Origin of the sequence: Bradyrhizobium sp. 142 (assembly GCF_023074015.1) — a bacterium.
Lineage (GTDB): Bacteria > Pseudomonadota > Alphaproteobacteria > Rhizobiales > Xanthobacteraceae > Bradyrhizobium.
Map to the genome: position 1 here is coordinate 65446 of NZ_JADPKQ010000399.1, position 26511 is coordinate 91956.

Sequence of the window (26511 nt, forward strand, 5' to 3'; positions counted from 1 at the left end):
TCGATGGACGCGATATCGACCGATCCTGCCGACGAACGCTTGTTGCCGCTTGGATCAAGCAGGTCGAATAGCTGGATGGTGTCCGAGGGACGAGCCAATCTGGTGCGCCAGGTCGTCCTGCCGCGACCGGTAACGGTCCAGGCCCAGGGCAAGCTGATCACGTTCGACCTCGCGCGCACTGCGATTGTGATCGTGGATATGCAGAACGACTTCTGCCATCCCAAGGGGTGGCTGGCACACATCGGCGTCGATGTTGCGCCGGCACGCCGTCCAATCTCGCCCTTGCGGCGGCTGCTTCCCGTACTCCGCGGCTCCTCGGTGCCGATCATTTGGCTTAACTGGGGCAATCGGCCCGATCGGCTCAACCTCAGTCCGTCGCTGCTGCACGTGTACAATCCGAGCGGCGTCGGTGTTGGACTGGGTGATGCGCTGCCGGACTCAGGCGCGAAGGTGCTGGAACGGGGCAGCTGGTCGGCGGCCATTGTCGACGAGCTACCGGTAGAGGCGAGCGACATCCATGTTGCGAAGTATCGGATGTCGGGTTTTCAGGATACCGAGTTCGACAGTATTCTTCGCAATCTCGGCGTGAACACGCTGATGTTCGCGGGGGTCAATGCCGATCAGTGCGTACTCTGCACTCTGCAGGAGGCGAATTTTCGGGGCTATGACTGCCTGCTCCTGGAGGACTGTGCGGCCACGACGTCGCCCGACTACTGCATGGCCGCAACCATCTACAATGTTAACCAGTGCTTCGGTTTCGTCGTCAGGTCCGATGCGATCGCGATGGAGCTCGTTCACCACGCAACCCGGGGTGGCCGATCGTGAACGAACTCGCAGTCGGCACGCTGGATCGGCTTATGGCCGATCTGGGCGACATTCCCATCGTCACCGAGCAAAAGGTCGTGCGCCGGAGATCACGCGATTTCTTCTGGTATAGCCCGATCCTGAATGCGCAGCTCGACGGCAAGTCGGCCGATTTGATCGTGTTGCCTCGCGACGAGGACGACGTGATTCGGGTCGCATCAGTTTGCGCGCGCCATCGGGTTCCGATCACCGTGCGCGGAGGCGGCACCGGCAACTACGGGCAGGCTGTGCCGCTCGAAGGCGGTGTGCTCCTTGATATCTCCGGGCTCGAGAGCATTGAGTGGATCAAGCCTGGAATCGTCCGGGTCAGCGCTGGCGCGAAGATGAGCGCGATCGATGCCGCTGCGCAGGCCGAGGGGTGGGAGCTGCGGCTGCATCCATCGACCAAGCGCATGGCGACGATCGGGGGCTTTGTCGCGGGCGGGTCGGGAGGGATCGGGTCCGTCACCTATGGCGGCTTGCGGGAGCCGGGCAACATTCTGGCGGCGCGAGTCGTGACCCTCGAAGAGGAGCCCCGCGTGATCGAGCTGCGCGGCGACGCGGCGCAGAAGGTCAATCGCGCCTACGGCACCACCGGCATCATCGCTGCGCTGGAAATGCCGCTCGCGCCAGCGTGGAAATGGATCGACGTCGTGGTGGCCTTCGACGATTTCATCGAGGCCGCGACGTTCGGTTACGAGGCCGCCCTGGGCGACGGGATCGTGAAAAAGGTTCTCGCGCCGATCACCTGGCCGTTGCCTTCTTATTTCGGTGCGCTGAAGCCGCATTGCCCAGATGGGAAAAGCGTGTTGATGGCGATGATCGCGGAGCCGTCTGTCGAAAGCTTCAGGTCGCTTCTCGGCCGCCGCGGCACGATCACGCTGGAGACACCGACCGACGACAGTCCAGGCCGGGTCCCGCTGTACGAATATTGCTGGAATCACACCACGCTGCAGGTCTTGAAGAGCGACCGGTCCGCGACCTACCTGCAATGCCTCTATCCGCATGAGCGCGTTCTGGAAAAGGTCGCCGAGATGTGCGAGCTGTTTCCGGATGAGGTCCTGCAGCACCTCGAGTTCATTCGCTTTGGCGGCCGCGTCACCTGTAGCAGCCTGCCAGTGATACGCTACACCGATGCGGATCGCCTCAACGAGATCATACGGCTGCATGAGGAGCGCGGGGTCTTCATTGCCAATCCGCACGTCTTCACCGTCGAGGACGGCAGCCGCTACAAGCGCGCTGATGCGGATCAGCTCGGCTTCAAGCATGAGGTCGATCCGCATGGCCTGCTCAATCCCGGCAAGATGCGAAGCTTTGTCAGCGCCAGGCGGTAAGCGATGCACGTGCTCTACGTGTATTGCCATCCGCTTGCCGACAGCTTCCACTCAGCCATTCGTGGGAAGGCGCTCGGCGGACTTGCAGAGGCGGGGCATACGGTCGATCTGCTCGATCTCTATGCCGAGGGGTTCGATCCCGTCCTCAGCGCGCAGAGGCGCCGCGACTACCATGATCCCGTGCGGAACCGGCGCAACAACGAGGCCTATGCGGCGCGCCTGATGGCGGCGAACGCCCTGATCGTACAGTCTCCGACCTGGTCGTTCGGGCCACCGGCGATGCTCAAAGGCTGGTTCGATCGCATGTTCGGCCCGGGCATCGCGCTCGACCTGTCCGATCCTGGCCAGGCCAGGCCGATGCTGCAGCACATCGAACGCATTACGGGCATTGCGAGCTATGGCCGGCCACGCTGCAGGCGATCGGCATGGCCGATCCGCCGCGCAAGATCATCAAGCGCTATCTGCCGTGGTTCACGGTCGGCAAGGCGCGCGTGCGCTATTACGCGCTCTATCACATGAACGTCGCGACCACGAAGAAGCGCAGCCGCTTTCTTGCAAGGCTGCGGCGGGAAATGAGCCGGTTCTAGCCACGCCTTGCGAGCGGCCACAGGTCGCGCGGACGAGCGATGTTGCTCCGCGCTCGTCTGCCTCCGACGACAGAGAAGATCAGCTGCGCGCTTGACGCTGCTTGCGAGACGAAACTTTGTGCCTATTTTCGGCAACCCATTGCCCACGAAACCGGCACCGCCGAAATCCGCGAAATCCTCGATCGCTTCCTGCCAAACTTATGTTCGGCTCTGCTATTTGGACCGTGATTTGCGCGCGGTTGAGCCGAGAAGCTGGCTCAACGTCTCGAAGCCGAACCTGCCTGCACACGAAAGTGGCATTGCTCGAAAGGCAACGGATCGCTCGAATAAAAATGCTTCAAGGCGACGCGCTGCCTGTGCATCCTCTAGCCTCGAACGTCTCCCAGCACAGAGTTCGCCGGCCGACGCCGGCGAGATACGAGGAGTCCCGGCATGGCGATGAGAAGTCTGTCCCGCATAATTGCAGCAGGTTTCGTGGCAGGCGCCGCTTTGGCCGCGTCGCTCGCGCCGGCGCAGGCCGTCGACAAGGTGACCTTCCTGACGAACTGGTTCGCGCAGGCCGAGCACGGCGGGTTCTACCAGGCCAAGGCAACCGGGCTGTACGAGAAGGCTGGCCTTGATGTCACGATCAAGATTGGCGGCCCGCAGGTGAACGGGTCGCAGCTCCTGCTGGCCGGCGATGCCGATTTCATGATGGGCTACGACATCCAGGTCCTCAAAGGGCGTGAGCAGAACCTGCCGCTGGTGACGGTAGCTTCGTCGTTTCAGTTTGACCTGCAGGGGATCATGACCCATGACGATGTGGCTGATCTCGCCGCGCTCAAGGGTAGGCCGATCCTGATCGCCGGATCGTCGCGCACGACGTTCTGGCCCTGGCTGCGTGCCAAATACGGCTATACGGACGACCAGATCCGTCCCTACACTTTCAACCTGCAGCCCTTCTTCGCCGACAAGACCGTAGCGCAGCAGGCCTATCCGTCGTCCGAGCCGTATCAAGCCGAGCAGCAGAACGAGAAGGCCAAATTCTTCCTGCTCGCTGACGACGGCTATCCGCCCTACGGTTCGACCATCGTCACGACCGAGAAGATGATCGCTGACAAGCCCGACGTCGTGGCGCGCTTCGTCAAGGCGTCGCTCGAAGGCTGGCGCGACTACATGAAGAATCCAGCGCCGGCAAATGCGTTGATCAAGGCCGACAATGCCAAGATGACAGATGGGCAGCTCGCGTTTGCGATCGAGAAAATGAAGAAAATGAAGGCAATCGACCGTGGGGATGCGACAACGCGAGGGGTGGGGATCATCACTGCCGACCGCTACGAGAAGATCTACGATTTCCTGGTCACGGGCGGGCTGCTCGACCCGAAGGTCGACTGGCACAAGACCTTTGACGACCGTTTCGTCAAGGACCTGAAGATCGGCGTGAACTAGAGGAGCCGACATGACGGCGCTGCTGCCCGTTGAGCCGCTCGACCAGATAGCAAGGCAAATGACGCCGGCTCGGGACCGGCCGCCGGCCGTTGAAGTCTTGTCCGCCGAGAAGGTCTTCGCCAACGGCGCGCGCGGACTGGCGCCGATCGATCTTTCCATCGCCGACGGCGAATTCCTGACCCTGATCGGCCCGTCCGGTTGCGGCAAGAGCACCCTGCTCAAGCTGATCGCCAATCTCATCGAGCCGTCCGACGGCCGGCTGTTGTGGTGGCGCAGTGATTTCACGCAAGTAGGGCAGGAAGGCAGGCGCCTCGCTTTCGTATTCCAGGAGCCGACCTTGATGCCATGGGCTCGGGTCGAGGCCAATGTCCGCTTGCCGCTCGAACTCGCCAACATGCCGCGGGCCATGGCAGATCCGAAAGTCGCGGATGCCATCGCGCGCGTTGGCCTCTCCGCGTTCAATCGGCATTTTCCGCGGCAACTGTCCGGCGGAATGAAGATGCGCGTCTCCATCGCGCGTGCCCTGGTCACGAGCCCCAACCTTCTCTTGATGGACGAGCCGTTCGGCGCTCTTGACGAATTCACCCGCAACAAGCTGGACGATGATCTCGTCAACCTGTCTTGGGAGCGAAAGCTGTCCACGGTCTTCGTCACGCATTCGATCTACGAAGCCGTGTTCCTCTCGACCCGAATCATTGTCATGGCCGCGAACCCCGGCCGCATCTTCCGCACAATGACGATCGATCATCCGCAGCCGCGCGACCAGGGATTCCGCGACAGCCCGAAATTCGCCGCCTATTGCCGCGAATTGTCGGCCTGGCTCGCCGAGGCGTCGCTTCAGTCAGCCGTTGGAGGCGGATCGTGAAGCCTCTTTTCGAATCCGAAGTCTTCGTGCGGATCGCGGCGCCGATTGCGGTCGGCATCGTCTTGTTCATGCTGTGGGAGATCGGTCTTCGGCTGGCGTCCGTTCCCGTCTATCTGTTTCCGAAACCGTCCGACATCTGCGCAAGCCTCCTGCACAACGGCCCCTCGCTCCTGCGCGCGCTCCTGGTGACGTTGCGCGTGACCTTGCAGGCGTTCGTGGCAGCCGTGATTCTGGGCACGCTGATCGCCTTCATGTTCGTGCAGAGCCGCGCGATCGAAGTCAGCCTGTTTCCGTACGCGGTTCTCCTGCAGGTGACCCCCGTCGTTGCGATTGCACCTCTCATTATCATCCTGGTGAAGAACACTCAGCTGTCGCTGACCATCTGCGCAACCATGGTGGCGCTGTTTCCGATCATCTCCAACACGACGCTTGGCCTGCGCAGCGTAGACCCGGGGCTTGCGAATTTCTTCCGGATGAATCGCGCCAGCCGCTTCAAGACGCTGGTGAAGCTGCGCATTCCCGGTGCGCTGCCTTATTTCTTCGGCGGATTGCGGATATCGAGCGGCCTGGCTCTGATCGGCGCGGTGGTTGCGGAGTTTGTGGCGGGCACAGGTGGTCGCTCCTCGGGGCTTGCCTATGAGATTCTCGATGCGGGATTTACTCTTGATATTCCCCGCATGTTTGCAGCGCTGTTGCTGATCACGCTGACCGGGGTCGCATTGTTCGCGGCCATGGTTGCGCTGTCGCAATTGGCCCTGTCCAATTGGCACGACAGCGAGACCAGAGCCGAGGCATGAGCGCCATTCTGATCGACAATGCCGTGGGCATCTTTACCGGCCTGCAGGGCGCGGCCATGCGCAGCGCCGGCCAGATCCGCATCCGTGATGGCGTGATCGTCGAAATCGGCACACTCGCGCCAGAGCCGGGCGAGCAACGGCTGGATGCCAAGGGCGGCGTGGTCTATCCCGGCCTGATTTCGACCCACCATCATCTGTTCCAGAGCGTATTGAAGGGCGTACGGTCCGGCATCGACCTGCCGCTAGCGGGCTGGCTGCGCGCGGTGCCTTACCGGTTCTGGTCGAAATTCGACGAGGAGGCACTTGCCGTCGCGGCCCGGATCGGTCTCGCGGAGCTGCTGCTGTCTGGCACGACGACGGTTGCAGATCATCACTATCTCTTTAGCGACACCTTCGGGTTCGACCCGGCGCAGGTCATCTTTGAGGTCGCGCGCAGTCTCGGCCTCCGCCTGGTGTTTTGCCGCGGCGGCGGCACCACGGCACGCCATGTCGATACCGACAAACTCGCAGCGATGCCGGTCGAAACGCTCGATCGCATGCTGCAGTCGGTTGAGGCCTGCGCGCAGCGTTTCCACGATGCTTCGCCGAGTAGCCTGTCGCGGGTCGCGCTGGCGCCGACCACACCGACCTGGTCGCTCGATCCCGGTGAGCTGCGCGAAGTGATCGCCGCGGCGCGGCGGATGGGGATACGGCTGCACAGCCATTTGTCTGAAACCTCCGACTACGTGGATTTCTGCCTCTCGGTCCACGGCAAGCGTCCGGTGCATTGGCTCGCCGAGCACGACTGGCTCGGCGAGGACGTCTGGTTCGCGCATCTGGTCCATCTCGACGAGGAGGAGGTGCGGATTCTCGCGAGCACCGGCACGGGCATGGCGCATTGCCCGCAATCCAACTGCCGGCTCGGCTCCGGCGTCGCGCCTGCCGATGCGATGGCGCGGCTCGGCGGCGCGGTCTCGCTCGGGGTTGACGGGGCGGCTTCCAATGAAGCGGCCGACATGCTCTGCGAAATGCACAGCGCCTGGCACACCCATCGCGCCGTCAAAGGGGCGGGGGCGGTGACCGCCGAGGACGTCGTGCACTGGGCGACCGCGGGCGGCGCCCGTGTGCTCGGCATGCCCCATGTCGGAACGCTGGCGCCGGGACAACAGGCGGACATCGCGATCTTCAGTCTCGACGACGTCAGGCATTTCGGCATGCACGATCCCCTGATTGCGCCGGTGATCTGCGGCGGCTCGGCGAAACTTCGCTATCTCCTGATCGGCGGCCGAATCGTCGTCGAAAACGGTGCCATTCCCGGCCTCGATCTGCAAAAGCTCAAAACGGATGCCGCGCGTTTCGTCACGCGCCTGGCGGTCTAGACCCGCGGAGGACCATCATGTTGAACACCAAGCAACCCGTGCTGCGCCGGTTCTGGTATGCGCTGATGCCGGTCGATCACCTCAAGGACGGGCCCAAGCCTTTCACATTGCTCGGCGAGCCGATCGTGCTGTTCCTCGATGCCAAGGGCGAGCCCGCCGCACTGGAAGATCGTTGCTGTCACCGTACGGCAAAGCTGTCCAAGGGCTGGTGCAACAACGGCAACATCGTCTGCGGCTATCACGGCTGGGAATATGATCGCGACGGCAAGCTCGTGATGATCCCGCAATTTCCATTCGAGCAGCCGGTCCCGGAGGCCAAGGCGCGTTCATTCCGTGCCAAGGCCCGCTACGGCTATGTCTGGGTCGCGCTCGATGAGCCCTTGAGCGACATCCCCGCAATTCCCGAGGACGGCGCGACCGGCTACCGGCGCATCAACCAGTTCTACGACAAATGGAACACGGCCGCGCTTCGGCTGATGGAGAATTCCTTCGACAATGCTCACTTTGCCTTCGTTCACAAAGGCACCTTTGGCGACGTAAATCAGCCGAAACCGGAGAAGTACGAAATTGTCGAGACCGATGACGGTTTCGACGCCGAGACGATCATCACCATCCGCAATCCGCCAGGCGCTTACAGGATCACCGGCACGACCGAGCCGACGACCCGGCGGCATCAGCGCAACAAATGGTTCATGCCGTTCTGCCGGCGCCTCGACATGGAATATCCGTCCGGCATCCGCCACATTATCTTCAACTGCGCGACGCCGATCTCGGATGGACAGATTCAGGTCGTTCAGCTGCTGTTCCGTAACGATACCGAGGCTGACTGCTCGACGCAGGAACTGATCGACTGGGATGCCGCGATCATCGCCGAAGATCGCAACATGCTCGAATCCACGAACCCCGATGCCATCGTCGATATGGGCCGCAAGATCGAGATGCATATGCCGTCCGATCGTCCGGGAATGATCATGCGCAAGCGCCTGCTCGATCTGCTGCGGCAGCACGGCGAAGAAGAGCAGCTGCAAGAGCCCGTGGCCCAGGCGTGCCTTGGATAAGCTCCCGAACTTCCGAATATAGTTGTTCGCTCCGAGCTTCCGTAGCGATCCGCATCATAGGCGCGGCGGCATGCGCTTTGCACGCATCGGTACCGTGGCGGAGCCCGATACCGGGCGAGGAGAACATCAGCAATGATGTCTGAGGTGGCCGACCTGCTGGTCAAGAACGCCCGTTTGCCGGGCGGCGGCGACGCGCTCTCGGATATTGCCATTTCGGGCGGAATCATCACCGACGTCGGGCCGTTGATCGAGATCGACGCCCGCGCCATTGTGGATGCACGCAGAAATCTCGTTACGCCGTCCTACGTCAATGCGCATTTGCACCTCTGCAAGGTCTGGACCTTGCCGATGATGTCGGAAGCGGCCATCGAGGCCTATCACGCCAAAGGCATGAGCGAGGCGGCCAACGCGATCGATCTGGCCGCCTCGGTGAAAGCCAATTACGATGCGTCCTGGATCATTCCGAACGCCCGGCGTGCGATGGCGCTGGCGGTCCTGCACGGCAACCTCCACATCCGCGGCTTCGCCGATGTCGACTCCAAGGCGCGGCTCGAGGGCGTCAAGGCACTGATCGCCGTCCGCGAGGAATTCCGCGGCATCGTCGATCTCCAGGTGGTGGCGTTCGCGCAGGACGGCCTCATTCGCGAGCCCGGCACCGAGGCGCTGATGCGGGAAGCGATGGCGATGGGGGCCGATGTCGTCGGTGGCATTCCCTGGATCGAGGCCAATGCGGCGGACGCAGAATCCCACATCAAGTTCTGCTTTGATCTTGCCGCCGAATTCGACGCCGACGTCTCGATGTTGCTGGATGACGTCGGCGATGCCAACATGAAGACGCTGGAAGCGATGGCGCGCGAGGCCCTCGCCCATGGATATCAGGGGCGGGCGCTGGCGCATCATTGCCGAGCGATGGCGCTGTATCCCGAAGACTATTTCGGCGAATTGATGCAGCTGTTGCAGCAGGCGCGCATCAGCGTCGTCAGCAATCCCCACACCGGCCCGCTGCATGCGCGGGTGCGGGAGCTCTTGGCCGGCGGCGTCAATGTCTGTCTCGGCCAGGACGATATCTCGGATGCGTACTATCCGTTCGGCCGCAACAACATGCCGGAGGTCGCGTTCCTCGCCTCGCATTTGCTGTGGATGACCAGGGAGAAGGAGATCGCCACACTCTACGAGATGATCACTACTCGCGCGGCCGCGGCGATGAATCTCAAGGATTACGGCCTGAAAGCGGGTTGCGCGGCCAATCTTGTCGTGCTCGACCAGCCCAGCGTCAGCGAGGCGCTCCGCTTTCACGCCCCGCCCGCCGCCGTCATCAGCCATGGACGGCTGGTCGATGCCGACAAGATGCGCGAGCTCGCCCGGCCCTGACGTGGCTGATTTTTGGCCAGAAGACCCCACGTTCTGCCGAATATTCGAGCGTCCATGCCCGCGCCGTCCGCGTAACCTAGCTCAGGTGGCCTGCTCCCCCAGTCAGCTCTAACGGGGAGAGACAAGCCGGCGATACGGAGAATGACAATGCTCGAAGCGGCACGGATATCAGAGGCCAACCTGCCGGTCATCGATATCGGCGGGCTGTCTTCGCCAAATCTATCCGATCGCAAACAGGTTGCAAGCAAGCTGCGCGCGGCATGCCTGCACAACGGCTTCTTCTACATCTCGAATCACGGCGTCGATGAGGCCCTCGTCGCCGACGTCTTTGCGGAAGCCGCTTCCTTCTTCGATCTGCCGCCGGCTCAGAAGGCCGAGGTGGACAAATCTCGCTCCAAGGCCAATCGCGGTTACGAGCCGCTGCAGGGCCAGACGCTCGAGCCCGGCGCGCCCGCCGACCTGAAGGAGGGATATTATATCGGCCCCGAACACACGGCCGATGATGCCAGGGTGGTCGCCGGCATGTTCAATCACGGAGCCAATCAGTGGCCGGCAGCGCGGCCGAACTTCAAGCCGGTGATGCAGGCCTATCTTGACGTCATGCTGGATCTGTCGGCGCGGATGATGGGCGGCATCGCGTTGTCGCTCGATCTGCCCGACAACTATTTTGCCGGCTATTGCACCGACGCGATGGCGACCGTGCGCCTGCTGCACTACCCGCCGCAACCGGCCGGCGGCAATCCCGACCAGAAGGGCGCCGGCGCCCATACCGATTTCGGCGGGCTCACCTTGCTGCGCCAGGGCGACGTCGGCGGCCTGCAGGTCTGGGATCAGGCCTCCGGCGGCTGGATTCATGCCGATCCCGTCCCCGGCACCTTTGTCGTCAACCTCGGCGACATGATCGCGCGCTGGAGCAACGACAGATACCGCTCGACCCTGCATCGCGTGGTCAATGCCTCCGGCCGCGAGCGCTACTCGGTCCCGTTCTTCTACACGGGCAATTATGCCCATAAGGTCGAATGCATTCCGACCTGCTTCGCGTCAGGCGAGGCACCCAAATATCTGCCCATTACGGTCGAGGAGCACATGCGGGCGATGTACAAGCGGACCTACAAATAGCCGCCATGGCCGATGCCGCCTCGCCACGCTTCACCTTTATCCTGATCCACGGCGCCTGGCAGGGCGCCTGGGCCTGGGAGACGATCGTGCCGCGGCTCAACGCGCTGGGCCACGACGCGATCGCCGTCGACTTGCCGGGCAACGGTCATCATCCGATGGCGCCTGCCGAGGCCAATCTCGAGCGCTACGCCACCCACGTCGCCGGCATCATCGACGCCACCCAAGGTCCCATCGTGATGGTCGGCCACAGCATGGGCGGCACCGCGACGGCCCAGGCCTGCGAATTGCGTCCCGAGCGGATCGCGCTTGCGATCTTTCTTGCGGCGTTTCTACTGCCGGACGGGATGTCGGTGCTGCAGTTCTATGAATTGCACCTGGAGCCATGGATGGTCGGCGCGCACAAGCGCGTCAGCTACGATGCCACGGGCTTGTTGTCGAGCATCGATCCGTCCGCCGCCGTCGAGGTGTTTTACCACAAGGCCGACCGCGCGCAGGCGGAGGCCGCCGCGCGCCGATTGACGCCGCAGCCCGAGGGAGGCCGCCGCTCGCAGCTGAAGCTTTCGCCTGACGGCTTCGGCACGGTGCCGCGCGTCTATATCGAGGCGCGCGAGGACCGCTCGGTGCATCTGCCGCTGCAACGGAAGATGCAGGCCATGTCGCCCTGCCGCGCCGTCTACGGGCTCGACAGCGATCATGCGCCGCAGCTTTCCGACCCTGATGCGCTGGTTGCCCTGTTGATGACGGCGGTCGCCGAACATGCGAGGTGAGGTGACGCGATGAAGCCCTCCATCTTTGGCTATGAGGCGCCAACGACCCTGGAAGCTGCGATCAGCCTGCTCGCCGGCGATCCTGACGCAATGGTGCTAGCCGGCGGGCAGACCCTGCTGCCGGCGATGAATTTTCGTGCCGCCAATCCGTCGCTGCTGGTGGACATCCAGCATATCCAGGGCCTGCGCGGTATCGTCGTTGGCAGCGACGCCATTATCGTCAAGGCCATGGTCCGTCACCGCGAGTTCGAGCTCGACGAAGACGTCAAGCGTGCCAATCCCCTGATCGCGGAAGTCATGCAGCACGTCGCCCATATCCCGATCCGCAACCGCGGCACCGTGGTCGGCAGCCTCTGCCACGCCGATCCTTCGGCCGAAATGCCGCTGCTGCTGGCGCTGCTCGGTGGCTCCGTGATTGCGCAGGGACCATCCGGCTCGCGCGAGATCGCAGCCGAAAAATTCTTCCAGTCGTTCCTGACCACGGCCCGCTCTCACGATGAGATCGTGGTCGAGGCGCGCTTTCCGCTGCTGCCGGCCAGGGCCGGCTGGGCGTTCGACGAGGTGACACGGCGGCACGGCGATTACGCGGTCGTCGGAATCGGCTGCGTGCTCTCGATGAATGGCAGCGGTCGTGCGACGGGCATCCGGCTCGCGGCCTGTGGCATTGCCGATCGGCCGATCCGGCTGAAAGAGGCCGAAGCGATCCTGGATGGAACGACGCTCGGCGCTTCCGATCTTGATGCCGCGGTGGCGGTCTCGGTCGCCGCCGTGACCCAGCCCGATGACATCAATGTCTCGCAAAGCTATCGGCGCCGGGCGCTCGGAACGCTGATCCGCCGGATGGTCGCCAAGGCCGCGCAGCGCGCGGAGATTGTGGCATGACACGAATGATGAAGCCCACGATCCCTGACCGCTCTGCCGATGCGCAGGTCGAGGTGAAACTGACCGTCAACGGCGAGGCGGTTCGTCGCACCGTCAGTGTGCGGATGCTGCTGTCCGACTTTCTGCGCCACGAGCTGGGCCTGACCGGCACCCACGTCGGCTGCGAGCATGGCGTGTGCGGCTGCTGCACCGTGCTGATCGACGGCAAGCCCGGCCGCTCCTGCCTCACACTGGCGGCGCAGGCCAACGGTTACAGCATCCGCACCATCGAATCCGTCGCCGCCGCCGATGGTACGCTGCATCCGGTGCAGCAGGCCTTCAAGGAATGCCACGGCCTGCAATGCGGCTACTGCACGCCCGGCATGGTGATGAACATCCTCGGGCGCTTCGAGGAAAAAGAGCCGCTCGATCTCACCGACGACGGCATCCGCGAATTGCTGTCCGGCAATCTCTGCCGTTGTACCAGCTATCTCAACATTATCGCTGCGGTACGCCGCGCGGCCGAATTACTCGGTAGAACATCAGTATGATCCGGAAAAGCGCGCACCGGTTTTCCGAGAAGATCTTGTCAGAATAGAGAGGCGAACGCATGTCGACACGGATGTTCGGCGCGCGTATCGAGCGCAACGTCGATCCAAAATTGCTGCGCGGCGAGGGCGCCTTCGTCGACGACATTCCGTTGCCGGGCGCGCTGCATGTCGCCTTTCTGCGCAGCCCGCATGCGCGGGCGCGGATCAACTCGATCGAAACTGCGGCGGCGAAAGCCATTTCCGGTGTCGTCGCGATCTACACTTGCGACGATATCGGCGCGCTCGATGTCGAGATGCCGCTCTTGATCCCGCATCCGTCGATGACCAACCCGCAGACCCAGCGCCCGCTGGCGCGGGGCGACGTGCACTATGTCGGACAGACCATCGCGATGGTGGTGGCGGTCGATCGCTACATCGCGGAAGACGCCGCCGCCCTGATCGAGGTCGGCTACGCGCCACTGCAGGTCGAGATGGACATCGTGAAGGCGCTGGGCGACGGCGCGCCGCGCGTGCACGCCTTTATTCCGAATAATCTCGCCGCCCATTTCGTCCAGACTAGCGGCGATCCGGACGGCGCCTTCGCCGCTGCGGAACACGTCACCAAAATCACCGTGCAGGTCGATCGCTCGACCGCCGCGCCGATGGAATGCCGGGCGGTCGCCGCGCGATGGGAGGCGGTCACCGGAGAGTTAACGGTGTGGGACGGCACGCAGGCGCCGATCTCGGTGCGCGGCGGGCTTGCCTCGGTGTTCGGGATTGATGAAGACAAGGTCCGCGTCATCGCGCCCGATGTCGGCGGCGGCTTCGGCCAGAAGGTGCTGCTGTTCTATCCCGACGAACTTTTGGTGCCGATGGCGGCGATGCAACTCGGCCGCCCGGTCAAATACATCGAGGATCGCCGCGAAAATTTCATCGGCTCCTCTCAGGAGCGAACCCAGATCCACACCATCGAATTGGCGGCGCTGAAGTCGGGCGAAGTCATCGGCCTGCGTGATTTCTTCCTGCACGACACCGGCGCCTTCATTCCCTACGGCATAGCCGTGGCGCAGGTCGCCTCCACCTCGATCGCCGGTCCGTATCGAATCCCCAACATTTTCGTCGAGTTCAAGGCGGTCTATACACCGACGGTGCAGGTGACGCCCTATCGCGGCTGCGGCCGGCCGCAGGCCTGTTTCGCGCTTGAGCGCGCGATGGACCAATTGGCGCAGGAACTGGGCCTCGACCGGTTTGAGATTCGCCGCCGCAATCTGATCGCCGACAACCAGTTTCCCTACGCACGCGAGGGCCTGCTGTTCGCCGACGGACTAAAGGTGACGCTGGACAGCGGCCAGTACGGCAAGGCGCTGGCCATGGCCGCGAGCGAACTCGGCGCCGAAGATTTCGCCGTCGCGCAGGCAAAAGCGTTGTCCGAAGGCCGGTATCTCGGCTTGGGCCTTGCTTGCTATGTCGAAGGCACCGGGCTTGGTCCTTATGAGGGCGGCCATGTGAAGATCCACCCGATCACCGGCAAGGTCTACGTCAACACCGGCCTCAGCACGCAGGGCCAGGGGCACGACACGGTGTTTGCGCAGATCGTCGCCGATCAGCTCGGCGTTGCTCCGCAGGACGTCATCGTGGTCGAGGGCGACACCAAGGCGTTCGACTGGGGGGTGGCGACGTTCGCCAGCCGCGCGGCGGTTGTCAGCGGCAACGCGATTCACAAGACCGCCGCTACCGTGCGCAAGAAAGTGCTGCAGGCGGCTGGCAACATGCTGGATGTGGATATCGACAGCATCGAGCTGCGCGACTCCGCCGCTTGGGTCAAGGGATTTAACCGCTTCGTGCCGCTGGCCGCTATCGCCACCGCCAGCAATCCGTTACGTTATGCCTTCAACAAGGCCGCTCAGGCTGCGACGCAGTTCGCGCCGGCCAGCAAGCACGACGGTCCGCCGCTCGCGGAAGGCGAGGCGCCGGGACTGGAGGCGACCGACTATTACAGTCCGGCGCAATCTACATGGGCGTATGGTGTGCACGGCGCGATCGTCGAGGTCGATCCCGGCCTGTGCACCGTCAAGATCAAAAAATACGTCTGCATCCATGATTGCGGCAACATGATCAATCCGATGCTGGTCGAAGGGCAGGTGATGGGCGGCATTGCGCAAGGCATCGGCGGCGCGCTCTACGAACACCTCGATTACCAGCCGGACGGCAATCTCGCTAACGCCAGCCTGATGGATTTTCTGGTGCCGTACGCCACCGAAATCCCCGATGTCTCGATCCTGCACCTGGAAACGCCGTCACCGCTCAACCCTCTCGGCGTCAAAGGCGTTGGCGAAGCCGGCTGCATCGCGGTGGGTGCCGTGATCGCCTCCGGCGTTGAGGACGCGCTACGCCCGTTCGGAGCGCTCAGGTTTCACCAGGTGCCGCTGTCGCCGACCATGATCGCGAATGTGCTGGAGCGGGCGGGGCATTGAGTGGACGAGGTTTGCCATTGCGCGGGGAGCAATGGCAAATCGATCGGCTACCGCCGCTCCTCGCGCACATGCGGCTGGCCGAGCGCGCCGGGTTCCTGGCTACCGCGGCGGTCCTTGGCGCCCACCCAGATCATCACGGCGATGGTGGCGAGATATGGCGTCATCAGCATCAGATATTGCGGCACGTGAATGCCGGCCGCGGCGATGTGCGGGATCAGCGCCTCGATGCAGCCGAACAGCAGCGCCCCCGCGAGCGCCGGCCATGGCGCCCAGCGCGCGAACACCACCAGCGCCACCGCGATCCAGCCGCGGCCGCCGGTCATGCCGGTGACCCACAGTTTGACGCTGACGACCGAGATGTAGCCGCCGGCAAGCCCGATCAGCGAGGAGCCGGCGACGATGGCGAGGATACGATGCAAGGCGACGCTGACGCCGGCTGCATCCGCCGCAGCCGGATTTTCGCCGACCGCGCGGATGCGCAAGCCGAGCATGGTTTTGAACAGCAGGAAATTGACCCCGATGAAAATCAGGATGGTGAGATAGACGACGGGGTCCTGCGTGAAGAATATCCGCCCGATCACCGGGATTTCCGACAGCGGCGAGATCTTCAGCGGCGCCAGCCCGCTCAATTGCTTGTTCTGCCATTTTGCCAGCGTGCCGATCAGGCCGGTCAGGCCTTGGCAGAAGAACACCACCGACAAGCCCGCGATCACCTGGTTGATGCGCAGCACCACCACCAGCACGGCAAACAGCAGCGAGACCACGCTCGCGGCCAGCATCGCGGCGAGCAGCGCGATCGCCGGATGGCCGACGAACAGCAGCGAAACGCCGGCGCCGGACAGCGCGCCAATCAGCATCAGGCCCTCGGCGGTGAGGTTGAGCACGCCGGAACGTTCGGCCACGATCAGGCCGAGGGCGGCAAGCGCATAGGGGACCGCGGTCGCCGGAGCGTTCGCAATCCAATTGATCAGGAAGTCGCCTAGGTTCACGGGGGTGCCTTCAGCGAAGCCAGCGGATGCGGTGACGGATCAAGAATTCGGACGAGGCCACCGATATCACGATGATCGCCTCGATCATCTGCACCATCGCGAACGGGATCTGGTAAAATACCTGCAGCGTCTGTCCGGCGATGAACAGCACCGCGATCAGGAAACCGACGATCGCGATCATGATCGGATCGTTGCGCGAGAGGAATGCGATCAGCACGCCGGAAAACACATATCCGTTGGAGAACGACTGGGTAAGGCGGCCTTCCTGGCTCGCGACGTTGACGAACCCGGCGAGGCCGGAGCAGGCGCCGGAGGCCGCGATGATCCATATCGTCGCTGTCTGCACGGGAACACCGACGATCTTGGCCATGCGCGGATTGGCGCTGATGAAGCGGGTGTAGAAGCCGATGCGGCTGAGGTGTATCAGCCAGCCGGCTCCCAACACGCCGGCTATGGCGATCAAGAGGCCGCTATTAATACCATAGCCGATATCCCTCAGCCGCTCGAATGAACGGAACGGCGAGGATTGCGGGAACGCCGTCTTGGCGTCCTGCCAGGCGCCGTACAGCAGGTGAAACAGGAAATACATCGCGACATAGTTCAGCAGCAGCGTCGCGATGATCTCATTGACGCGGAAACGGTTCTTCAAAAATACCACCATCAGCACCCACAGCGCGCCGCCTAGCGCCGCGGCCGATCCCATCAGCAGCAGCCGCGTCGCCGCCGGTCCGACGTCGTAGATCGAGATCGCGGCGGCGAAAATTCCGCCAAAGATCATCTGGCCTTCGATGCCGAGATTCCAGAACCCGATGCGGAACGCGAGGCCGGCCCCGAGCCCGACGAGGATCAGCGGCGCGGCTTGCACCAGCACGCCGCGCAGATTTTCAGCGGTGAGCACGCCTGCAAGTTCGCTCGCCAATGTCGACGGCGGGATGCCGGCCGCGGCCAGGATGGCGATGGAAATCGCAAGCCCGAACATGAGCGATGAGCCGACGAAGGCTGCCTGCTTCCACGTCGACAGATCCTGACGCACGTCAAGAGTGAGGCGGCCGAGGCCGCGGGGGACAGAGGGAGCAGCAGAGATCAAGGCATCCGCCCGGCGGGAAAAATCATCCATGGTCGACCATAGCACGGCCGATTGCCTGGCGATCCGCCGGGCATTCGAATTCGCCGACAATGGCGCCCCTGCTCATGACGCCGATGCGGTCCGACAGGCTCAAGACCTCGTCGAGATCCTCGCTGATCAGCACGATGGCCGCACCTCGCTCGCGTGCAGCGATCAGGCGTTGATGCACCGCCGCGCAGGCGCGGACGTCGAGCCCCCGGCTCGGGCTGTGCGCGACCACGACTTGGGGCTCGCGACTGAATTCCCGCGCGATCACGAGCTTCTGCGCATTGCCGCCGGAGAGGAGCGAAGCTTTCTGGTTGATGCTGCGGACGCCCTGAACGTCGTAGTCCCTGACCGCGGCGCTGGCGTCACGGCGCATCGCCGCGCGGTCGAGCTTGAGGACGCCGCCGTAGCGGCCTGAGCGGATTTGTGCAACCGCGAGGTTGTCGCTGATAGGTAGGCTGCCCGCCAGCGCGTAGGCGTAACGATCGGCGGGGATCGAAGCGATCGCCACCTCGCGGCGCTTGGTCTGGCTGGCGCGGCTGATGTCGCCGGTGCCGTCGAGCCAGATCTCGCCCGACGACGGCTCGATCGCGCCGATCAGCGCTTCGGCGAGTTCGGACTGGCCGTTGCCGCTGACGCCGGCGATGCCGTAGATCTCGCCGGCGCGAACGTGGAAGCTGGTATTGTTGAGCATAGTGCGGCCGTCGCCGCGCGTGTAGGAGAGAGCGCCAACATTGAGCTTTGTCGGTCCGCCCTGGTGCGGCGTCCGCTCCGGCAGCGGCAGCGTCTGGCCGACCGTCAGTTCGGTCAGTTCTTCTGCGCTCGATTTGCGCGGGTCGAGCGTTGCGACCGTCCTGCCGCCACGCATGATGGTCACGGCGTCGGCGAAACGCTTCACGTCCTGCAGCTTATGCGTCACCAGTACCACCGCGGTACCGGAGCGCGCCAGCCGCTGCACGATCTCGAGCAGGCCGACCGCTTCCGCGTCGGTCAGAACCGCCGTCGGCTCGTCGAGGATCAGAATTTTGGCGCCGCCCACGAGCACCTTGACGATCTCGACCTGCTGCTGCTCGGCCACCGTCATGGTGTCGATGCGCCGGTCAGGGTCGATGGAAAATTTGAGTTCGCCGACCTGCTTCTCGATCGCGGCGCGGATGTTGCGGATGCCCGAGGCGAAGTGCGGCTGCGGGTTGGCCAGGAGCACGTTCTCGGCCACAGTGAATGGTTTCACCAGCTTGAAGTGCTGGTGCACCATGCCGATGCCGTGTTGGCGTGCGGCCGCGGGGCCGCTCAACGCGATCGGAGCACCCGCGATCGAGATCGATCCCGCGTCCGGCGCGTAGAGCCCTGCCGCGACGTTCATCAGCGAGGATTTTCCCGCGCCGTTTTCGCCCAGCAGCGCATGCACCTCGCCGGCCTGGCTCTCGAAGGACGCGCCATCGAGAGCCGGGGCCCCGTCGAAGGATTTTCTTATCCCGACGAGTTGCAGCGCGGATGCCATCAGTTGATATGACTAGCCTATTTCTGGGTAATGACGCCTGGAACGTACCAGTCCATCTTCCAAAGGCCACCATCGTCCAGCGAGGCGTTCGCTGCGACTCGCTCGGCGCCCGCGATGTCCTTGATCGGGCCGGCGAAGATCTTCTTGCCAGCGATAATGGCGGCGCGCTCGGCCATCACCTTGTCCACCACGTCTTTCGGTACCGCCGCGTTACAGCAGGCGATGTCGGTGCCGCCGTCCTTGATGCCGGGGAAGGCGCCATATGGATTTGGCTCCCAATTGCCGGCCGCCACCTTCTTCAGTTCCGGCGACAGGAAGCTGTCCCAGGTCCAGACCGACGAACACAGCGTCGCTTTCGGCGCGAATTCACGGAAGTCGCGGTGATGTCCGGTGCCATAGATGCCGCGCTCCTGGGCGACGATCTGCGGCGTCGGCGTGTCGACGTGCTGACCGATGACGTCGATACCCTGGTCAGCCATGGCGCTGGCCGCGGCGCGCTCCTTGACCGGATCGTTCCACGCTCCGGTGAAGATCACCGTGACGGTCGCCTTGGGATTCATCTTCTGGGCGCCCATTTCGTAGGCATTGATGGTCCAGTTCACCGGGCCGATCGGGTGCGCGGCGACGAAGCCGAGCTTGCCGGTCTTGGACATCCCGCCCGCCACCATGCCGCAGAGATATTGGCTCTCATAGGTGCGGCCATAGAAGGATTCGAGGTTCGAGCCGTTGGTGGTGCCGGACGCATTCAGGAAGGCGACCTTCGGGTATTTCAGCGACAGCTCCTTGAACGTGTCTGAATAGCCGAACGCGGTGCCGATGATCACATTGTAGCCGCGCTGGATGAAACGTTCGGCTGCCGGCGTAATCTGGCCTGCCACTTCCGGCACGCCCTCGACGAAGGGTATTTGCAGATCGAGCGACTTTTCGACCTTTACGCGAGCCTCTTCGAAGGCCTGGGTCCAGCCGCCGTCGGTCTTGTCCATGAAATACAGGAACGCGATTTTTGGCGGGGCGGGCAGTGTGAACCCGGCGCCATAGGCGATTGCCGCGCCGCCGGTGAGGGCCGCAGCAAGAACAGGAATGGAAGTAGTCCAGCGCATCACGCAAATCCTCTAGCTGTGCGAGCTTCTCGGCCGCTTGAGGCGGACGTCAGAAAAATGTTCGCATTGTTGGAAAAAATAGCACGCCGATTGTTTAGTCACCTTCGACCCATTCGCTGGGCAGCCCCTCCTCGTCTCGTCGTCGTCACGCGATCGTTGTCGGTCGCCGCAGGAATGCAGGCGCATCGTTCAAGGTCCGCCTCCTTCCAATCCGGGCTTTCGCGCCACTGCGGGCTTCGCATCCGAGTGGTGCGAGACCGGCCGGCTGCTGGCCGAACGCAGGCGAAAATCGGTGGATTCTCCGCGGCGTACGGCCTGGATATTGCTTCGCGTGCAGTGATGCGGAACGGCCGGGAGGACGTGTGATGAAGGCTTATGTGTACGGCGCAAGGCGCGACCTGCCGCACGGCTTTCAGGATTTCACCAGCGCCGATCGTTCGGCGATCGTGTCGGTCGACATGCATCAGGGACACCTCGCCGATACGCCGGATTGTCCTTGCCCGGCGCCCCGCGCGCGCGAGATCGTCGCGCCGATCGACCGGTTTCATGCCGCGGCGCGCGCCATCGGCGTGCCGGTCATCCATGTCAAATCGGTGCTGCGCAAGGGCGGCGTTGACGACGTTGCCGGCATTCCCTCGGCGTGGCGGCGGACATTCCCGCTCTATGTCGGCGCGATTGCGAACTCCGACGACCACGCCATCGAAGGTTCGCGCTGGACCGAATTCGTGACCCACGTCGAACCGAACGATCTGGTCGTCGCGGGCAAGAAGCGGTTGTCGCCGTTCTTCGCCACCGATCTCGATTTCCTGCTGCGCCAGATGAACGTCCGCACCGTGGTGTTGAACGGCGGCATGACTGATTGCTGCATTCTCAATGCAGCGTTCGACGCCAGCAATCTGAGCTATCGCGTGGTCGTGCTGCGCGACCTCGTCCGCGGCACCAATGAGGATATGGAAGAGGCTGCACTGAAGATGGTCTCGCTGCATCTTGGCGTGGTGGCCGATGCCACCGATCTGCTGGAGCAGTGGGGCCGCCGAGGCTGACACTCGCCGCCTTAGGGCGCGCCCGGATCTGAAAGAAACACTGCCGGCCGCTGCCGGTTGGCACCCGCGCACCGAAGCATTGGCCCGGCCCATGCAAGCTCACCGTTGTTGTGTTTGGTGGACACCGTAATGCGGTCATGTTAATCAGGTTAAATAATATTGAGCAAGGTTAAAAAAGTGAAGCCTGCACCGTTCGACTATGTCAGGCCGGCGAGCCTCTCCGAAGCGCTCGTTCTGCTGGCGAAACACAAGGACGACTGCAAGATTTTGGCCGGGGGCCAGAGTCTGGTGCCGGCGATGAATTTCCGCCTGGCGCGGCCGGCGATGCTGATCGACATCAACGACATCTGCGAACTCGACTACATTCGATCGGACGACAGCGGCCTCACTATCGGCGCGCTGACGCGTCACGCTGCCTTTCATCGGCCCGTCGCGGGTGGCCCGCTCGCTGCGATGTTGACCAAAGTCGCAGGCAACATCGCGCATTATCCGATCCGGCAACGCGGCACCTTTGCCGGAAGCCTCGCCCACGCCGACCCGGCGTCGGAATGGTGCCTCGTCGCCACCACGCTGGACGCCGCCATCGTCGCCAAGAGCGCGCGCGGAGAGAGAACCATTGCGGTCGGCGATTTCTTCAACGGGACGTTCTCGACCGGCCTTGAGGCCGACGAGCTGCTCGCCGAGATCCGCCTGCCGGCGATGGGGCAGGGCTGGCGAACCGGCTTCTACGAATTCTCGCGACGCGCCGGCGATTTCGCGCTTGGCATGGCGCTGGCGGCGTTACGAATCGAAGCCGGAATCGTTCGCGAAGCGCGGCTGGGAGTCGGCGGCGTGTCCGACCGCGCGATCCGGTTGCGCAAACTGGAGGCGCGGTTGGTCGGAAGTGCGGCATCGCCGCAGATGATCGACACGATCGCCCACGAGGCGTGGGCCTCGGTCAGTCCGATAGACGACATCCACGCCACGCCGGAATACCGGCGTGATCTCATGGCCACTGCCGTCAAGCGCGCGCTGGCCGAGGCCGCCGCATGATCGGGATCGAACATGGCTAGCAAGTTCAATATCGATCTCACCGTCAACGGCAGATCCCATGCGGTGTCGATCGAGCCGCGCCGGACGCTGGCCGACGTGCTGCGCGATGATTGCGGCCTGACCGGGACCCATATCGGCTGCGAGCACGGCGTCTGCGGGGCCTGCACCGTGCTGGTCGACGACAAGCCGGTCCGCTCCTGCCTGATGTTCGGCGTGCAGGCCGAGGGCAAGGCCATCCGCACCGTGGAGGGGCTCGCGAACGGCGACACCCTGCATCCGCTGCAGCAGGCGTTCTGGGAAAATCACGGGCTGCAATGCGGCTTCTGCACCCCCGGCTTTCTGATGCTCTCCGCCGGCGTGCTGGAGCAGAACCCGGACATGTCGGACGACGAGATCAGGGACGCGGTGTCGTCGAACCTCTGCCGTTGCACCGGCTATCATAACATCGTCAAGGCGGTGCGGATCGCCGCGCGCGAATTGCGGGCGAGACCGCGCGCATGAGCTATATCGGCCGCTCGGTCCGACGCATCGAGGATCGTCCGCTGCTGCTCGGCAAGGGCTCGTTCGCCGCCGACTGCAATGCGCCTGGTCAGCTCCATATGCGCGTGGTGCGTTCGCCGATCGCGTTCGGACGGATTCTCGGTCTCGAGACCGCAGAGGCGGCGGCACTCGAAGGCGTTGTCACGATCTGGACTGCCGCCGACCTCGCCGAACTGCCGCCGATCGACTTTCGCCAGATGGGCCTAGAGCGGCTTGCGCCCTACCGGCAATGGGTCCTGGCGCGCCATTATGTGCGCTATGTCGGCGATCCCGTGGCGGTGGTCTTCGCCGTCGATCCGTATGTTGCGGAAGACGCGGCCGATCTCGTCTTCTGCGATATCGAGGAAGTTGCGCCGCAGCTCGACGCCACCGCCGAGCCGGTGCCGTTCATGCCAGACATCCATCCCGGCTTGTTGTCCGAGCCGGCCGTGATCCGCCGCGCCTATGGCGACCTCGATGCGGCCTTCGCCGCCGCCCACAAAATCGTCGCGCTGGAGGTCAAGGTCGGCCGTCATACCGGCGTTCCCCTGGAGACCCGTGGCGGGCTCGCCGTCCACGATGCAGAGAGGGATGTGCTGACGCTCTATGGGGCCGCCAAGGTCCCGCACTATAACCGCGACGCCATCAGCCGGATGCTGGGTCTGGCGCCGGGACGGCTCGAACTCAGCGAGGGGCATGTCGGCGGCGGCTTCGGCATCCGCGGCGAACTCTATCCGGAGGACGTGCTGCTCTGCGCCGCGGCACTGCGGCTGCGGCGGCCGGTGAAATGGATCGAGGACCGCAAGGAGCATCTGCTCGCGGCCAACCATTCGCGTGATCAGGTCTATCGGTTGCACGCTGGCGTCGATCGAACAGGATTCATCCTCGGCCTCAAGGCGGAAGTCTTCACTGATCAGGGCGCCTATGTGCGCACCCACGGCACCACGGTGACCGATCTGTCGGCGGCAATGTTGCCGGGCCCCTACGTCATTCCCGCGTACAGCGTCGAAGGACATATCCGGCTCACCAACAAGACGCCGGCCGGCACCTACCGCGCGCCCGGCCGTTACGAATCCACCTTTGCCCGCGAGCGGCTGGTCGACAGGATCGCGACCGAACTCGATCTATCGCCGGTCGAGGTGCGTCGCGTCAACTTCATCGCCGCCGAGGCGATGCCGTTCGATCGCGGCATCGAGACCCTTGGCACCGCCGTCGTCTACGATTCCGGAAAGTACCGCGATCTGCTTGAGCGCGTGCTTGATCGTCTTAGCTACGATCGGCTGCAGGCCGAACTCGCCGCGCGCCGCGATCGCGGCGAGCATGTCGGGTTGGGCATTGCCTGTTTCGTCGAAAAGAGCGGCCTCGGTCCGCAGGACCTGGTCCGGATCAAGGTCGATGGCCGGGGTACGGTCGAGATCGTGACCGGCGTCGCCTCCGTCGGTCAGGGCGTCGAAACCGTGCTGGCGCAGATTTGCGCGGAGACGATTGGAATTCCGATCGAACGGATCAGCGTGATCCATGGCCAGACCGACCGGATCGAGATCGGATTCGGCGCCTTCGCCTCTCGGGTGACGGTGATGGCAGGTTCAGCCATCAAGATCGCGTCCGAAGCCCTGCGCGACCGCGCGCTCGAGACCGCGGCCAAACTGCTGCAGACAACACCCGATGCTCTGCGACTGTCGGGCGGCATGATCGAGACGGCCGGCGGCGGCGCTTCGCTGCGGCTTGCCGACGTCGCCTTGCATCTCGAGAATGCCGGCGGCCTCACCGGCGAGGGACGTTTCGTTGCGGGCCATATGACCTATCCTTACGGCGTCCATGCGGCGCAGGTGAAGGTCGACCCGTCGACCTGCGCCATCATAATCGAGCGCTATCTGGTCGGCTATGACGTCGGGCGCGCCATCAATCCGATGCTGATCGAGGGGCAGATCGTCGGGGCGGCGGCGCAGGGCATCGGCGGCGCGCTGCTCGAGGAGTTCGTTTATGATGAGAACGGCCAACCGCTGGCGGCGAGTTTTGCCGATTATCTGATGCCGACCTGCCATGACGTGCCGGCGATCGAGGTTTTGCTGCGCGAGGATGCGCCCTCACCACTGAATCCCTTGGGCGTCAAGGGAGCCGGTGAGGCCGGCATCAATGCCGTTGGGGCCGCGCTGGCCGCTGCGATCGACGCTGCGCTTCAAAGGCCCGGGGCCGTGACGCAGCTTCCGATCACGCCCGCCCGATTGCACCGGATCCTGCGAGGGCCGCAATCATGATGTCTCATTCGCGGTCGAGGTTGAACCACAGCGTGCGGACCTTGGTCTTGCCGTGGTTCCAGATCTTGTGCTTGCGGCGGGAGCTGTAGGCGATGAGATCGCCCTGGCGCAGCACGTGCTTGGTGCCATCGACCTCGACGGTCAGTTCGCCCTGCAGCACAAAGCCATATTCGAAGCCGTCGTGGGTGATCGGATGTTCGGTGCTGCCGGTGTGCGGGGCGTATTCGTTGACGGCGACCGAGACGCCGCGGGAACGGTCTTCGCGCATCAGTCGGCGCACGACGTGCTGCGCGGTCTCGACCGTGCGCGCCTCCGAGGCGCGCACCACGATTTTCTCCTCGCCTTCGGTGCCATTGACGAGCAGGTCCGACATCGCAACCCCGAGCGCGCTCGCGATCACGATCAGCGAGCCGATCGACGGCGAAGCGCGACCGCGTTCGACCAGGCTCAGCATCGAGGTGGAGACACCGGAGACGTCGGCGAGTTCCTGCAGCGTCAGACCGCGCATTTGCCGCAGCTCGCGGATCCGGACTCCGATCGCGGCCAGGGTATTGGCAGTGGTTTCGGCGAGTTCACCCGACGCGGCGGCAGCACTGTCGACGTTCAATTCGGTCTCGGATTCACTCATGCCTCACGCTCCCGGCGTCAGTTCGATCTTGTCGTGCGCATGACGGCGTTGCGCAACCCTTAATTTTGGATATATTCAAAATAATTGATCTGTATTCAAAATAAGGCAGTGATGGCCAATCCCCCGCCTTCCCGTGTGCGCGTCATCGACAGCGCGGCTGGATGTCCAGAAATACCGATCGTTGAGGGCGAGGGCAACGCGAAGGTTGTGTTGTCACCGCACAATGGTGCCGCGTTTCGCAGTTTCCAGCTTGTTACGCTGAAGAAAAATGCCCGTACCATCGGCCTGCGCCACGCGTCGAACTGCGTCTACTATGTGATCGAGGGCGCCGGGGCCATTGTCGATGCGGCGGCGGGGTCGCGCATCGATCTCACCGAGGGGCACATGGTCCACATCGATGCCGGCGACCCCTATCGGATCGAAGCCGGCCCGGTCGGCATCAAGGTGCTTGGCGGACCCTGTCCACCGGATCTGAGCCTTTACGCCAACATGACCTCGGGCGAAGGCTGACGCGCCATGGCGATTCGTCTTTTCCACCGTGACCATCCCACCCTCCGGCTGCCGCTGATATCGAAGGACGCCCGCTTCGTGATCTGGCCCGGCGTCGGCGCCTGGGAGGCGAACCTCAACTACGTCCTCCTCGAGGCTGGCGAGGGCAACGTTCCCCACATTCACACGCTGTCGGAGGATACGATCTTCATCCTCGAAGGCGAGGGGACCGTCTACGACTACACCAACGACATCGCGCTGCCGTTCCACGCGGGATGCGTCGTTCATGTCCCCGTCGGCATCAAGCATGCGGTCAAGGCCGATCGCGGCACCAATACCGTCAGCGTCGGCGGGCCAGCCCCGGCCGACGTTCCGCTTCTGAGAGCGGCCGGCGCGCTGCCGGCGGATGCCAAGCCGCCGCAGGCCAAATGATGGCGGAGCCACGAACA

25 protein-coding genes and 1 pseudogene are annotated in these 26511 nt (G+C 63.8%); 21 read left to right on the forward strand and 5 right to left on the reverse strand.

Annotation, left to right across the window (positions count from 1 at the left end):
* Window positions 1-102 precede the first annotated feature (102 nt).
* From IVA82_RS37055 to cutA, 15 genes and pseudogenes are all read left to right on the forward strand, one after another.
* Window positions 103-825: a cysteine hydrolase gene (locus tag IVA82_RS37055; RefSeq protein WP_247493793.1), complete on the forward strand. Its 723-nt coding sequence runs from the start codon at window positions 103-105 to the stop codon at window positions 823-825.
* A complete protein-coding gene (locus IVA82_RS37060; protein WP_247388323.1) occupies window positions 822-2177 on the forward strand; it encodes an FAD-binding oxidoreductase in 1356 nt (451 codons plus the stop codon). The genes IVA82_RS37055 and IVA82_RS37060 overlap by 4 nt, the downstream gene beginning before the upstream one ends.
* Window positions 2178-2180: 3 nt before the next feature.
* Window positions 2181-2483: pseudogene (locus IVA82_RS37065) on the forward strand (NAD(P)H-dependent oxidoreductase); the annotation flags it as partial.
* 119 nt (window positions 2484-2602) lie between these two features.
* Window positions 2603-2764, forward strand: coding sequence for a hypothetical protein (locus tag IVA82_RS37070; protein ID WP_247388363.1), 162 nt, complete (start codon window positions 2603-2605; stop codon window positions 2762-2764).
* Window positions 2765-3196: 432 nt separating this feature from the next.
* Window positions 3197-4192 carry an ABC transporter substrate-binding protein gene (locus tag IVA82_RS37075; protein WP_247388324.1) on the forward strand — a complete coding sequence of 332 codons (996 nt, stop codon included), beginning with the start codon at window positions 3197-3199 and terminating at the stop codon, window positions 4190-4192.
* Window positions 4193-4202: 10 nt separating this feature from the next.
* A complete protein-coding gene (locus IVA82_RS37080; RefSeq protein ID WP_247388325.1) occupies window positions 4203-5057 on the forward strand; it encodes an ABC transporter ATP-binding protein in 855 nt (284 codons plus the stop codon).
* Window positions 5058-5125: 68 nt separating this feature from the next.
* Window positions 5126-5854, forward strand: a complete 729-nt coding sequence (locus IVA82_RS37085) for an ABC transporter permease (protein ID WP_247388361.1) — start codon at window positions 5126-5128, stop codon at window positions 5852-5854.
* Complete coding sequence (locus IVA82_RS37090; protein WP_247388326.1) at window positions 5851-7212, forward strand: amidohydrolase family protein; 1362 nt, start codon at window positions 5851-5853, stop codon at window positions 7210-7212. Before IVA82_RS37085 ends, IVA82_RS37090 begins: the two co-directional genes overlap by 4 nt.
* A gap of 17 nt (window positions 7213-7229) precedes the next feature.
* Window positions 7230-8270 (forward strand): aromatic ring-hydroxylating dioxygenase subunit alpha, encoded by a 1041-nt coding sequence (locus IVA82_RS37095; protein ID WP_247388327.1) that lies wholly within the window; start codon window positions 7230-7232, stop codon window positions 8268-8270.
* A 132-nt stretch (window positions 8271-8402) separates the two neighbouring features.
* Window positions 8403-9641: an amidohydrolase family protein gene (locus IVA82_RS37100; RefSeq protein WP_247388328.1), complete on the forward strand. Its 1239-nt coding sequence runs from the start codon at window positions 8403-8405 to the stop codon at window positions 9639-9641.
* Between the two features lie 147 nt (window positions 9642-9788).
* Window positions 9789-10760, forward strand: a complete 972-nt coding sequence (locus tag IVA82_RS37105) for a 2-oxoglutarate and iron-dependent oxygenase domain-containing protein (protein ID WP_247388329.1) — start codon at window positions 9789-9791, stop codon at window positions 10758-10760.
* A gap of 5 nt (window positions 10761-10765) precedes the next feature.
* Window positions 10766-11527 (forward strand): alpha/beta fold hydrolase, encoded by a 762-nt coding sequence (locus IVA82_RS37110; protein ID WP_247388330.1) that lies wholly within the window; start codon window positions 10766-10768, stop codon window positions 11525-11527.
* Window positions 11528-11536: 9 nt separating this feature from the next.
* Window positions 11537-12409 carry a xanthine dehydrogenase family protein subunit M gene (locus IVA82_RS37115; RefSeq protein WP_247388331.1) on the forward strand — a complete coding sequence of 291 codons (873 nt, stop codon included), beginning with the start codon at window positions 11537-11539 and terminating at the stop codon, window positions 12407-12409.
* Window positions 12410-12414: 5 nt separating this feature from the next.
* Window positions 12415-12939: a (2Fe-2S)-binding protein gene (locus IVA82_RS37120; protein WP_247388362.1), complete on the forward strand. Its 525-nt coding sequence runs from the start codon at window positions 12415-12417 to the stop codon at window positions 12937-12939.
* Window positions 12940-12998: 59 nt separating this feature from the next.
* On the forward strand, window positions 12999-15392 hold the full coding sequence (gene cutA, locus IVA82_RS37125; RefSeq protein WP_247388332.1) for an aerobic carbon-monoxide dehydrogenase large subunit: 2394 nt from the start codon (window positions 12999-13001) through the stop codon (window positions 15390-15392).
* A 47-nt stretch (window positions 15393-15439) separates the two neighbouring features.
* Here cutA and IVA82_RS37130 read toward each other — a convergent pair whose 3' ends face one another.
* Genes IVA82_RS37130 through IVA82_RS37145 form a run of 4 tightly spaced genes read right to left on the reverse strand, consistent with a single transcriptional unit; the run spans window position 15440 to window position 20093 of the window.
* Window positions 15440-16381, reverse strand: a complete 942-nt coding sequence (locus tag IVA82_RS37130) for an ABC transporter permease (protein WP_247388333.1) — start codon at window positions 16379-16381, stop codon at window positions 15440-15442.
* Window positions 16382-16391: 10 nt separating this feature from the next.
* Window positions 16392-17468, reverse strand: a complete 1077-nt coding sequence (locus tag IVA82_RS37135) for an ABC transporter permease (RefSeq protein ID WP_247388334.1) — start codon at window positions 17466-17468, stop codon at window positions 16392-16394.
* A gap of 22 nt (window positions 17469-17490) precedes the next feature.
* Entirely contained in the window at window positions 17491-18993 is a 1503-nt protein-coding gene (locus IVA82_RS37140; RefSeq protein WP_247493794.1) for an ABC transporter ATP-binding protein, read from the reverse strand.
* Window positions 18994-19010: 17 nt separating this feature from the next.
* Window positions 19011-20093, reverse strand: a complete 1083-nt coding sequence (locus tag IVA82_RS37145) for a BMP family ABC transporter substrate-binding protein (protein ID WP_247388336.1) — start codon at window positions 20091-20093, stop codon at window positions 19011-19013.
* Between the two features lie 365 nt (window positions 20094-20458).
* Between IVA82_RS37145 and IVA82_RS37150 the strand changes: the two genes are divergently transcribed.
* The 4 genes from IVA82_RS37150 (at window position 20459) to IVA82_RS37165 (ending at window position 24945) form a co-directional block, all read left to right on the forward strand.
* Window positions 20459-21136, forward strand: a complete 678-nt coding sequence (locus IVA82_RS37150; protein ID WP_247388337.1) for an isochorismatase family cysteine hydrolase — start codon at window positions 20459-20461, stop codon at window positions 21134-21136.
* A 177-nt stretch (window positions 21137-21313) separates the two neighbouring features.
* Entirely contained in the window at window positions 21314-22168 is an 855-nt protein-coding gene (locus IVA82_RS37155; RefSeq protein ID WP_247388338.1) for a xanthine dehydrogenase family protein subunit M, read from the forward strand.
* Between the two features lie 12 nt (window positions 22169-22180).
* Entirely contained in the window at window positions 22181-22669 is a 489-nt protein-coding gene (locus IVA82_RS37160) for a (2Fe-2S)-binding protein (RefSeq protein WP_247388339.1), read from the forward strand.
* On the forward strand, window positions 22666-24945 hold the full coding sequence (locus IVA82_RS37165; protein WP_247388340.1) for a xanthine dehydrogenase family protein molybdopterin-binding subunit: 2280 nt from the start codon (window positions 22666-22668) through the stop codon (window positions 24943-24945). The genes IVA82_RS37160 and IVA82_RS37165 overlap by 4 nt, the downstream gene beginning before the upstream one ends.
* Before the next feature lie 4 nt (window positions 24946-24949).
* Here IVA82_RS37165 and IVA82_RS37170 read toward each other — a convergent pair whose 3' ends face one another.
* Complete coding sequence (locus IVA82_RS37170; protein ID WP_247388341.1) at window positions 24950-25573, reverse strand: cupin domain-containing protein; 624 nt, start codon at window positions 25571-25573, stop codon at window positions 24950-24952.
* Between the two features lie 135 nt (window positions 25574-25708).
* On the opposite strand from IVA82_RS37170, the gene IVA82_RS37175 reads away from it, so the two are divergent.
* Together IVA82_RS37175 and IVA82_RS37180 are read left to right on the forward strand one after the other, a co-directional pair.
* A complete protein-coding gene (locus IVA82_RS37175) occupies window positions 25709-26083 on the forward strand; it encodes a hypothetical protein (RefSeq protein ID WP_247388342.1) in 375 nt (124 codons plus the stop codon).
* Window positions 26084-26089: 6 nt separating this feature from the next.
* Window positions 26090-26494, forward strand: a complete 405-nt coding sequence (locus IVA82_RS37180) for a cupin domain-containing protein (RefSeq protein ID WP_247388343.1) — start codon at window positions 26090-26092, stop codon at window positions 26492-26494.
* The last annotated feature ends 17 nt before the right edge of the window (window positions 26495-26511 follow it).